Source organism: Tenacibaculum holothuriorum, from assembly GCF_002120225.1.
Classification (GTDB): domain Bacteria; phylum Bacteroidota; class Bacteroidia; order Flavobacteriales; family Flavobacteriaceae; genus Polaribacter; species Polaribacter holothuriorum.
Map to the genome: position 1 here is coordinate 1 of NZ_LAPZ01000013.1, position 11,589 is coordinate 11,589.

Annotated in this window: 10 protein-coding genes; 8 read left to right on the forward strand and 2 right to left on the reverse strand. The window is 30.7% G+C overall.

Translation table 11 applies throughout. From position 1 onward, the window contains the following. Window positions 1-104: 104 nt before the first annotated feature. From WH52_RS12145 to WH52_RS12175, 7 genes are all read left to right on the forward strand, one after another. Window positions 105-836, forward strand: coding sequence for a type III pantothenate kinase (locus WH52_RS12145; protein WP_086031227.1), 732 nt, complete (start codon window positions 105-107; stop codon window positions 834-836). Continuing rightward, the gene (locus tag WH52_RS12150; protein WP_086031228.1) at window positions 829-2,118 is read left to right on the forward strand and encodes a hypothetical protein; all 1,290 of its coding nucleotides are present in this window, start codon (window positions 829-831) and stop codon (window positions 2,116-2,118) included. The genes WH52_RS12145 and WH52_RS12150 overlap by 8 nt, the downstream gene beginning before the upstream one ends. Window positions 2,119-2,135: 17 nt before the next feature. Then, window positions 2,136-3,446 carry a tetratricopeptide repeat protein gene (locus tag WH52_RS12155; RefSeq protein WP_086031229.1) on the forward strand — a complete coding sequence of 437 codons (1,311 nt, stop codon included), beginning with the start codon at window positions 2,136-2,138 and terminating at the stop codon, window positions 3,444-3,446. Between the two features lie 9 nt (window positions 3,447-3,455). After that, a complete protein-coding gene (gene lptC / locus WH52_RS12160) occupies window positions 3,456-4,025 on the forward strand; it encodes an LPS export ABC transporter periplasmic protein LptC (RefSeq protein WP_086031230.1) in 570 nt (189 codons plus the stop codon). Next, the gene (locus tag WH52_RS12165) at window positions 4,025-4,222 is read left to right on the forward strand and encodes a hypothetical protein (protein WP_086031231.1); all 198 of its coding nucleotides are present in this window, start codon (window positions 4,025-4,027) and stop codon (window positions 4,220-4,222) included. The genes lptC and WH52_RS12165 overlap by 1 nt, the downstream gene beginning before the upstream one ends. Next, on the forward strand, window positions 4,222-5,514 hold the full coding sequence (locus tag WH52_RS12170) for a hemolysin family protein (protein ID WP_086031232.1): 1,293 nt from the start codon (window positions 4,222-4,224) through the stop codon (window positions 5,512-5,514). Before WH52_RS12165 ends, WH52_RS12170 begins: the two co-directional genes overlap by 1 nt. A 110-nt stretch (window positions 5,515-5,624) precedes the next feature. After that, on the forward strand, window positions 5,625-7,745 hold the full coding sequence (locus WH52_RS12175; protein ID WP_086031233.1) for a peptidylprolyl isomerase: 2,121 nt from the start codon (window positions 5,625-5,627) through the stop codon (window positions 7,743-7,745). Between the two features lie 230 nt (window positions 7,746-7,975). Here WH52_RS12175 and WH52_RS12180 read toward each other — a convergent pair whose 3' ends face one another. Both WH52_RS12180 and lpdA read right to left on the reverse strand, forming a co-directional pair. Beyond that, window positions 7,976-8,650 carry a hypothetical protein gene (locus tag WH52_RS12180; protein ID WP_143592161.1) on the reverse strand — a complete coding sequence of 225 codons (675 nt, stop codon included), beginning with the start codon at window positions 8,648-8,650 and terminating at the stop codon, window positions 7,976-7,978. A gap of 150 nt (window positions 8,651-8,800) precedes the next feature. Then, window positions 8,801-10,201, reverse strand: coding sequence for a dihydrolipoyl dehydrogenase (lpdA, locus tag WH52_RS12185; protein WP_086031235.1), 1,401 nt, complete (start codon window positions 10,199-10,201; stop codon window positions 8,801-8,803). A 118-nt stretch (window positions 10,202-10,319) separates the two neighbouring features. Between lpdA and WH52_RS12190 the strand changes: the two genes are divergently transcribed. Further along, window positions 10,320-11,555, forward strand: coding sequence for a glycosyltransferase family 4 protein (locus tag WH52_RS12190; protein ID WP_233131562.1), 1,236 nt, complete (start codon window positions 10,320-10,322; stop codon window positions 11,553-11,555). Window positions 11,556-11,589: the final 34 nt, after the last annotated feature.

The following is an 11,589-nucleotide window of genomic DNA, read 5'->3' on the forward strand; positions in this document are numbered from 1 at the left end:
GTAGCTTTCGTTAAGCGGATGCAAATATATAACCGATTTTTAATTTTACAAAACAAAACATTTAAAAAAATGTATTGTAACTTTGTTTTTTTATGAAATAGCTGATGAAATTAATCATAGATTTAGGAAATACTCGAGTTAAAGTTGCTGTTTTTGAGGAAGATAATTTAGAACAGTTTTTTGTGTTTAGTAAAGAAGAATTTTTAGAAAAAATAAAAAGTTTTTCTTTTAAAAAGAAGATAACACATTGTATTGTATCTTCAGTAGGTAATTTATCAATAGAAGAAGAGAAAGAAATCAGAGAATTATACAATCCTATATTCCTAACGAATCAAACAAAAGTTCCTTTTACCAATTTATACAAAACTCCAAAAACGTTAGGAGTTGATAGAATTGCATTGGCTTCTGCAGCTATTCAAAAATATTCTAAACAAAATGTTTTGGTAATCGATGCAGGTACATGCATAACTTTCGATTTTATAAGTAAACAAGATGAGTACTTAGGAGGAGCTATTTCACCAGGTATACAAATGCGTTACAAAGCTTTACATAATTTTACAGCGAAACTACCGTTGTTAGAATCAGGGGAATTTACCGATTTTATAGGTTTTGATACAGAATCGTCAATGCATTCAGGAGTTTTAAATGGAGTTTGCAATGAAATAGATGGAGTTATTAATCAATATTCAAAAAAGTTTCAAGATTTAACAGTTGTTTTAACAGGAGGAGATACAAATTTCTTGGCTAAACAATTAAAAAGTGTCATATTTGCCCATCCAAATTTTGTTTTGGAAGGATTACATACAATTTTGAATTATAATTTAGCGAATGATTAAGAGATTTTTAGCCGTTGCATTTGTATTAATTTCAGGTACTATATTAGCACAAAGAAACAGTGCATCACCATATTCTTTCTTTGGAATCGGTGATGAGTTTAATCCGAAAACGGTAGAACAATCTTCTATGGGAGGAATAGGAGTAGCTCAAAAAGAAAACCAATATTTAAATTTTATAAATCCAGCAGCAAATGCAGATCTTCGAATAGCAACCTATGCTCTTGCCGGTAAATTATCTTTTGTAACGTTAAAAGAAACTGATGCTACACAATCAGGAAATATTACAAGTTTAAGGTATATTGCTTTAGGTTTTCCTATTGGTAAAAAAGCAGGACTTTCTGTAGGGTTACAGCCATTATCGTCTGTAGGATATTCTTTATTGAATCAAACAAGAAATGGAGATGTAATTGAAGAGGTTAATAAATTTTCAGGAACAGGAGGAACTAACAGAATTTATGCAAGTTTTGGTTCTTATTTATTTGAAGGTTTTTCTGTAGGTTTTGAAGCAGGATTTATTTTTGGAAATATTGAGAACTCAATATTAAACCAAGTTAGAAATGTTGCATTTGCGACTAAATATAATCAAGATTTAAATATTCGTGGAGGTCAGTTTAAGTTTGGAACACAATATAAAACTAAGTTAACCGACAAAATGAATTTACATACAGGAGCAGCCTTAACATTAAGTAGTGACTTAAGTGCTAGAGGAAGTGAACGTTTATTTTCTTTAATCTTTAGCGGTTCTGGTCAAGAAATTCCGAAAGATGAAGCTTATAACAGAGGAATAGATGGTTCAGTTACAATTCCTTTAAGAACAGTTGTTGGTTTCGGATTAGGTAAAGAGAATAAATGGTATGTAGGGTTTAACTCAGAATTTTCAGGAAAAGCATCTGGAGAAAGGGTGTTTGAAGATTTAGAAACTGCTTATAGGTATGATAATGCTCAAAGATTTTCTATAGGAGGATATTATATTCCGAAAGTAAACTCAATTTCAAGTTATTGGGATAGAGTTACCTATAGAGCTGGTGTTCGTTTTGAAGATACAGGTTTGTTAGTAAAAGGAGATCCAAATTCAACAAATTTTACTGCAATTAACGATTATGGCATAAATGTTGGTGTAGCATTACCGTTACCAAGACAAATATCAACTCTTAACTTAGGTTTTGAGTATGGTCAAAGAGGTACAACTAACAATAATTTAATTAAAGAAAATTATTTTAATGTTAGATTAAGTTTATCTTTGAACGATATTCAATGGTTCCGAAAAAGTAGAATAGATTAACAAAAACTTATAAAGTGATGAAAAAAATTACGTATTTACTAACAGGATTATTTTTGTTTGTAGCCGTAAATGGGGTAAAAGCGCAAGCAAGTCAAGAATGTAACATTAAGTATAATCTTTTTAAGCAAAATGCATTAAGTAAAAAATATGCTGAAGCTAAACCAGATTTAGATTATTTATTAAATAATTGCCCTAAATTATCAGTTAACATTTATAAGTACGGTGTTAAGGTAGCATCTGGTATTAAAGATCATGCATTAGCTAAGAAGATTTATGAAATGAGATTAGCTAACTTTCCAGATAAAGATCCTGCAAAAGCACATAGTGACTATGCAACGTATATTATCAAAAATAAGATAGGAACTGATGGTGAAGTTTTCTCAATCTTAGAAAAAGCATATGCAATTTCTCCAAAAGATATGGGGGTTAAGAATATCTTTAGATATTTTAAAGCTGTTACAGAGAAAAATAAAGATACTAATCCTCAAAAAGTATTTGATACTTATGATGATGTAATGGAATCTGTACAAATTAAATTAGATGATTATAACAAGAAGATTGCTGCTTTACAAGCTAAAGATTCATCAGGAACAATCGATTCTAAAGAAAAGAAAAGATTAAATGCATATACTATTAATTCAACATCTTTAGGTAAAGTTGAAGGAGGATTAGACGCTATGATTTCTAAGATAGCAACTTGTGATAGATTAATTCCAATTTATACTAGAGATTTTGATACTAACAAAAATGATGGGGTTTGGTTAAAAAGAGCAGTATCAAGAATGTATAACAAAGGATGTCAAACTGATCCTTTATTTGAAAAGTTAGCAAATGCTTATGCTGAAGCTACTCAGTCTGCTGATGCATATAACTTCTTAGCAGGAGTTTTAGCTAAAAACGGAGATAGAAGTGGAGCTGCTCAAATGAGAAAGAAAGCATTTGATTTAGAAACAGATCCTAACAAAAAGGCTAGATATAAGCTAATTGAAGCTCAAAGTGCTAGCGGAAGTAGAGCAAGAGCATTAGCTTACGAAGCATTAAAATATAACCCTAACTTAGGTAAAGCATATTTATTTATTGCTAGTTTATACCAAAAAAGTGCAAACTCTTGTGGTAGTGACGAGTTTGAAAAGAGAATGGTATATGTTGCTGCTTTAAACAAAGCTCAAAAAGCGCAAAGAGTAGATCCAGGTTGTGGAGCAGGAAGATACATTGCAAGCTATAGAAAAAATGTTCCTTCTAAGAAATTAGTTTTCCAAAAAGGTTTAGCTTCTGGTTCTTCATATAGAGTTGGATGTTGGATTGGAGAAACAGTTCGTGTACCATAGTAGTTTTCTATGAAGAATAGTACAAAATATATATTTAAAAACATTGCTATCATTGGTTTGATAGCAATGTTTTTTTCTTGTGTCAACAGTAAAAAAGAAGTGCAAGATTTTCTGGCAAATAAAAATTTACCAATAGCAACTGCTAAAGAAGTAAATCATGTGTACAAAGACTCAGGAAGAATAACATCTAGATTGATTACTCCTTTTTTAAATGATTTTACGAATAGAAAAGAGCATCCGTACAACGAATTCCCTAAAGGAATTAAAATTGTAACTATTTCAGAAGAAGGAGACTCAACAACTATTACAGGAAATTATGCTTTGTCATTCAATAAAACTCGTGTTTCTGAAATAAAAGGAAACGTTGTTATATTCAATCATAAAAGTAAATCTAAATTAGAAACCAACCAGTTGTTTTGGGATCAAAAAGAAAAATACTTTTTTACTGAAGATGGTTTTAGATACACAAATCCAACCGATACAATTAACGGCTTTGGTTTCGAATCAAGACAAGATTTAAGCAAGCATATAGCTAAAGATATAACAGGTGATTTATACACCAAACAAAAAGATATTTAATGAATACACTTTGGAAATATTTACAATACGGTTACTTAGTAGTTGGAGTAATATTTTTAATTGAAGGAATTTTAAAATGGAATTCTGATAAAGAACAAGCATTTATTATGTTTGGTTTTGCTATATTTATTACGGTAATTTTCTTCTTTAAAAGAAAGTTTAGGAGAAAAATAGAAGAACGTAATAAAAAGCAGTAATGCAAACCGAACTCATTATAATTTTTGTTTCTATATTATTTTCAGCCTTTTTCTCAGGTATGGAAATCGCCTTTGTATCAGCAAATAAACTTCATATAGAATTAGAGAAGAAGAGAGAAGGAATTATCCCTAAAATACTAGGGATTCTTACTCAAAAATCTTCCAAATTTATTACTACCATGTTGGTTGGTAATAACATCGCCTTAGTAATTTATAGTTACTTTATGGGTGAGTTGCTAATGACTTGGTTTCAGTCATTATTACCGACAAATGTTTTCATCTTCGATTATTTATTGAAAGATGTTAGCTTAATAACTCAAACTACAATTTCAACCATAATCATTTTAGTTACTGCTGAATTTTTGCCAAAAGCAATCTTCAGAATTTATGCCAATGAAATGTTGAAACTCTTTGTAGTTCCAGCATATTTTTTCTATTTATTATTTTATTTGTTAACAGGATTTATCACTAAAATTTCTGATTTCTTTCTATACGTGTTTTTCAAAACGAAAGAAGACGAAGCACAAACTGAGTTTAGTAAAGAAGAATTAGGTAATTATATCTCCGAACAACTCGATGGAGGAAATAATGAAGAAGAAGTAGATTCTGAGATTCAAATTTTTCAAAATGCATTAGAATTTCATAAAGTAAAAGCACGAGAAATTATGGTTCCTCGTACAGAGATTATGGCGGTTGATATTCATGAAACAGTGCCAAATCTTAGAAATGCATTTATAGAAACTGGATATTCTAAAATATTAGTGTATAAAAACTCTTTAGATGATATCCTTGGGTATGTAAACGCTTTTGAACTTTTTAAAAAACCACGTACAATAAAATCAATATTATTACCTGTAGAGTTTGTGCCTGAATCTATGATTATTAACGATGTACTAAATGCTTTAATGAAAAAAAGAAAAAGTATAGCTGTGGTTGTAGATGAATATGGAGGAACATCAGGAATTATTACTGTAGAAGATGTTGTTGAAGAATTGTTTGGTGAAATTGAAGATGAACATGATATTCATGAATTACTAGACGAAAAAATTAACGATAAAGAATATAAGTTTTCGGCACGTTTAGAAGTAGATTATTTAAACGAACAATACAATTTAGATATTCCTAAAGAAGAAGCTTATGAAACTTTAGGCGGATTTATTATTAATCATACCGAAACTATTCCTACAGAAAATGATGTAGTTCATATAGAAAATTTCTATATTAAAATACTTACTGCAAAGGCTACAAAAATTGATGATATTTACTTTAAAGTCTTAGATAAAGAAGAGTAAATACACTTTCTGTAACTTAAGAGAGAACTCCCTCTAAAACAGCTAAAAAAACGTTGCATTATTAACTATGAAATTGTATTTTCGCACACTGTTAATAAAATAAATGACGTATGGCAATTTTATCGAAAATTAGAGAACGCTCAATGTTCTTAATTCTTGTAATTGGTTTAGCACTATTTGCATTTGTATTAGACCCTTCTACAATTTCAGATTTTTTTAATGCAAGTAAGGTGAATGAAATAGGTGAAGTAAACGGAGAAACTATTTCTCGTCAAGAGTTTGCTGAGGCTTTAGACGCTTACAAAGCACAAACAGGTAACAGAGTTTCAGAAATGCAAGCTGCAAAAACTGTTTGGAATAACTTAGTAAGGCAAAAAATTTATCAAACTCAATTAAAAGAAGCAGGAATTACTGTTGGAGATGAAGATATTTTTAAAGCTGTTTGTGATAATCCATCAATTCAAAATGATCCAAGATTCCAAACTTCAGGAATTTTCGATAAAAATAAATTAAAAGAGTTTTTAGCTACTATCAAGGAAGAGAATGGTCAAACTTGGAAGTTATGGCAAAACTTTATGACTTCGTTACAAAGCGGGTTAGAAAAAACTACTTACGATAACTTAGTAGCTGCTGGTTTAAGTGCTTCTTTAAAAGAAGGAGAATTACAATACTTAAACGAAAACACAAAAGTTAACGCTAAGTATGTATACGTTCCTTATACTTCTATTGCAGATAGTTTAGTAACTATTAAGAGAAGTGAGGTAGAAAATTATATTAAAAATCACGAAGGAAGTTTCCAAGTAGATGCTTCAAGAGATATTCGTTTTGTAAAGTTTGATATTGCTGCTACTCCAGAAGACGAAGCTGCTATTAAAATTGAATTAGCAAAATTATTAGTAGATGCTAAAAATGATGCTGGTATCGAAGTAAAAGGATTAAGAAATGCTACTGATTATGCAGAGTTCTTCGAAGAAAACGAATCAGATTTAGCATTAAACGATAATATTCAATACAAAGTTCAAGTACCACAAATTATTGCTGATCAAATTTTTGAAGGTAAAGAAGGTGATACTTTCGGACCATATAAAGACGGGGAGTTCTTTAAATTATCAAAAATTACTGAAGTTGCTCAAATGCCAGATTCAGCCCAAGCAAGTCATATTTTAATTCCTTTTATTGGAGCTTCTAGTGCAGGTGCAGATGTTACTAGAACAGAAGATGAAGCAAAGAAAATGGCAGACAGCTTATTAACTGTGGTTAAAGCTAACAGATCTAAATTTGCTGATTTAGCTAAAGAATTATCATCTGATAAAGGTTCTGCTGAAAAAGGAGGATTCTATGATTGGTTCCCATATAACAGAATGGTACCAGCGTTTAGAGATTTCGTTTTCGAAGGTAAAGAAGGAGATATGGGAGTTGTAAGAACTCCATTTGGTTTCCACGTAATTAAAGTAGACGGACAAAAGAACTTTCAACCAGTTGTTAAGTTAGCAACTTTCGGACGTAAGATTGAAGCTTCAGAAGAAACTGAAAATAACATATTCCAAAATGCTGAAACTTTTGCTCAAGAATTATCAAAAGGAACTAAGTTTGATGATGCTGCAAAAGCTAAGAATTTATCTTCTCAACCAGCAGTTGGTTTAAAAGCATTAGACGAAAACGTACCAGGAGTAGGAAACGAAAGAGAAATTATTACTTGGGCATTTGGTGCTGATGTAAATGAAGGAGATTACAAGCGTTTTGATGTTGATGGTGGTTACGTAGTTGCTGTGTTAACTGGTAAAACAGAAAAAGGGTTAATGCCAGTTGAAAAAGCAATTAACAGAGTTCGTCCAATTTTATTAAACGAGAAAAAAGCTGAGTTAATCGAAGCTAAGATGAACGGAGCTAATTTAGATGAAATTGCAAAAGCAGCTAAGCAATCAGTTCGTAATGCAGATAACTTAAACATGCAATCACCAACTATTTCTGGTGTAGGATATGCTCCTAAAGCGATTGGTGCTATGGTAAATGCAAAAGAAAACGAGTTATATAATAAAGTAGCTGGTGATAGAGGTGTATTTGCGTTTGTAGTAACAAAGAGAGAATTACCAACGAAATTAGATAACTACGATACGTTTAGAAAGCGTATTGCTAATAATAGAAAAAACAAAACATATCAAATGTACGAAGCAATTAAAAAAGCTTCTAATATTGAAGATAATGTAAGCTCTTTCTACGGAATTCAATAAAGATAGAAAACCATACATAAAAAAAATCCCGAACTATTTTAGTTCGGGATTTTTTTATTGTTCTGTATTAAAAATGAAAATTAACTTCGTTAACGGTTTCAACTAGGAAACGTTGCGTTGTTTTTGCGTTTAGTTTATAAATATACTTAAACATTTGGTTTGCTTCGGTATTTTCCTAACGGGAAAATCCGTGAGCAATGTTTTTTAGCTAATGTTGTAAAATGGTTTGGTTACCCTATTACTATTTCCTTTAATAACAAACCTTTGTTTATGTATGAATTAAATGGTTTTAAATAAATAATATAAATAAACTCATTTTTTTCTATAATCATAAATTCATTTAACTCTAATTCATTATTAAAAGATTTATTTTTTTTACAATGAATCTTAACGTTATCAGGGGTATTAAAACTTAGGTAGAAAGTATTATGAATAGGAAATGATAAGTAGATTTCATTAGCTTTTCTTTCTTTGATATATTCTTCAGAAAAATTTTTGATGGATAATATAATTTGATTAATGTTAATTTTTTTATTGTTTAAAAAACATATCAAATTGTCAAATCCTAAAAAAGTTGTTTGGATATTATCATTGTTGTAATTGATGTTTTTATTCTCAATAATAATATTATCTACAATATTTTTACTTTTTTTGGGGAATCTCAGAAGTGTAATAATATTTTCCTTATAGGTATATATAGATGTTATATTAGTTGAAAATTTTGAAAAACTATATTTATAGTTCAATTCAGGATTGTCAATGTCTAAAATTAATTTAAAGTCCTCAGGTTGTTTTATTCTTTTAGTATTTGCCATACTATTTCCCATATCAACAAACATACTTATTAAGGAATATAGACAAAGTAGTCCAAGTCCAACAATAATAAATTTTAATGTCCTTTTCATAAAATTTTTTATAACTCGTTTACGAATATGAATCCATTTTAATGATTTATATTCAATGTTAACGAAGTTAATTTAAAAAAGGAAAGAATCAAACAAAAAAAAGCAACCTCATTTGAGATTGCTTTTTTTTAAATATATTAGAGCTTTTAATTAAGCATTTAATGGTTTTCCATCCCAAGCAGCTTTAGCCGCTTCTTTTACCGCTTCAGAGTAGGTTGGATGTCCATGACAGATACGAGCTAAATCTTCCGCAGAAGCTCTGTATTCCATTGCTACAGCCGCTTCCATGATTAAATCAGCTACACGAGCACCTACCATATGTACACCTAATACTTCATCCGTGTTTTTATCAGCTAAAACTTTTACAAATCCATCAATATCTCCACTAGCACGAGAACGTCCTAAAGCACGCATTGAGAATTTTCCTGCTTTATAATCAATATCAGCATCTTTAAGTTCTTGCTCAGTTTTACCTACAGCAGCAACTTCTGGCCAAGTATAAACAATACCAGGAATTAAGTTGTAATCAATATGAGGTTTTTGTCCAGCTAAATATTCAGCAACAACAACACCTTCTTCTTCAGCTTTATGAGCTAACATAGCACCACGTACAACATCACCAATAGCATAAATATTAGAAACATTCGTTTGTAAATGATCATTTACTTCTACCATTCCTCTTTCTGTAACTTTTACACCAGCTTTGTCTAAAGCTAATCCGTCAGTATAAGGACGACGTCCTACAGATACTAAACAGTAATCACCAGTAAACGTAACTTCTTCTCCTTTTTTGTTAGTAGCTTTTACCACTACTTCATCTCCATTTCTTTCAACAGAAGTAACTCCGTGACTTACATTGAACTTCATTCCTTGCTTCTTTAAAACTTTAGTAAGTTCTTTAGAAACATCTTTATCCATCGCAGGGGTAATTGTAGGAGCGTATTCAATTACAGTTACATCAGCACCTAAACGCTTGTACACAGAACCTAACTCTAATCCGATAACTCCACCACCAATTACTAATAAATGCTTAGGAACTTCTTTTAGCTTTAAAGCTTCAGTAGAAGTGATTACACGTTCTTTATCAATTGAAATAAATGGTAACGTAGATGGTTTAGAACCTGTTGCTATAATAATGTTTGTTCCTTCAATAACTTCAGAAGAACCATCATTTTTAGTAACTTTTATATGTGTAGCATCTTCAAAAGAACCAACACCTTCAAAAACATCAATGCTGTTTTTGTCCATTAAATATTTAATACCTCCTGTAGTAGTTTCAACTACTTTAGCTTTACGATCTACCATTTTACCAAAATCGAACGAAGGTTTCTCAACAGAAATTCCGTGCTCTTCAAAATGATGAACAGCATCGTAATAATGGTGAGAAGAATCTAATAAAGCCTTAGATGGGATACATCCAACATTTAAACAAGTTCCACCTAAAGTTGGGTATTTTTCTATAATAGCAACTTTAGAACCTAATTGTGCAGCTCTGATAGCAGAAATATATCCACCAGGTCCAGAACCAATAACGATAACATCGTATTTCATGAGTTATGTTTGTTTTGTGTTTTTCAGAATAATAACTACAAAATTACACAATCTAACTGACTTGAAATAATGGATTGTAGATTTGTTTTAATCGATTTATTTTACCTTTGATTTTTATATGAAGAAACTTTTAATAATAGGGTACGTTTGGGTTGAAAAAACAACTGGTGCAGGAAATAGAATGCTACAATTAATTGAGTTGTTTTTAGGAGATAATTATCAAATAACATTTGCTTCACCAGCTCATAAAACAGAAAACTCTTTAGATTTAACTACTCTAGGAGTAGAAGAAGTTTCAATTGAATTAAATAGCTCTTCATTTGATGAATTTGTATCAAACTTACAGCCAGAAGCGGTGTTATTTGATCGTTTTATGATGGAAGAACAATTTGGTTGGCGAGTGGCGGAGTATGTTCCAAAAGCAATTCGAGTTTTAGACACGGAAGATCTACATTTTTTGCGCAAGGTTCGTCACAAACAATTGAAAAAAGGAGAAGCGTTTTCTAATGAAGGGTTATTAAAATCTGAAGAAGCAAAAAGAGAAATAGCTTCCATTTTACGTTGTGATTTAAGTTTGATAATTTCTTCTTATGAAATGAATTTACTCCAAAAGATATTTAAAATTGATAAGCAGATACTGTGTCATCTTCCTTTCTTGTTGAAGAATATTACTGATAAAACTATTCAAGCATGGAATACTTTTGAAGACCGAAGTCATTTTGTGTTTATAGGGAACTTTTTTCATGCACCGAATGTTGATGCTGCGCTTCAGTTAAAAACAATTTGGAATCATATTAGAAAACAGTTGCCCAATGCAGAAATGCATATTTATGGGGCATATACCACACAGCAAATTCGGCAATTACATAAACCACAAGAACGATTTTTTGTAAAAGGATTTGCAAACGATGCGATGGAGGTAGTGCAAAAATCAAGAGTAGTTTTGGCTCCATTACGTTTTGGAGCAGGAATAAAAGGTAAGTTAACTGAAGCTATGATTTGTGGAACACCATCGGTAACAACCAATATTGGAGTAGAAGGTATGCGTGCTGATTTATCTTGGAATGGTTTTGTAGAAAATGATTTTGAGGAATTTTCTAAAAGAGCAGTTGAGTTATACTCTAACAAAAACCTATGGAAAGAATTCCAAAAAAATGGAGTTGAAATAATCAATCAGTTATACGACAAAAAAAAGTTGTCAGTGTCTTTTATGAATAGATTTTCGGAAATTCAAGAAGACCTTGAAACACATCGAACATACAACTTTCTTGGGAGTTTGTTACAACATCAAACACTTCAAGCCACTAAGTATATGAGTAAATGGATTGAAGAGAAGAATAATAAAGGTAGCTGAAAACTAATATAATAGTGTTGGTTTTTTTATTATA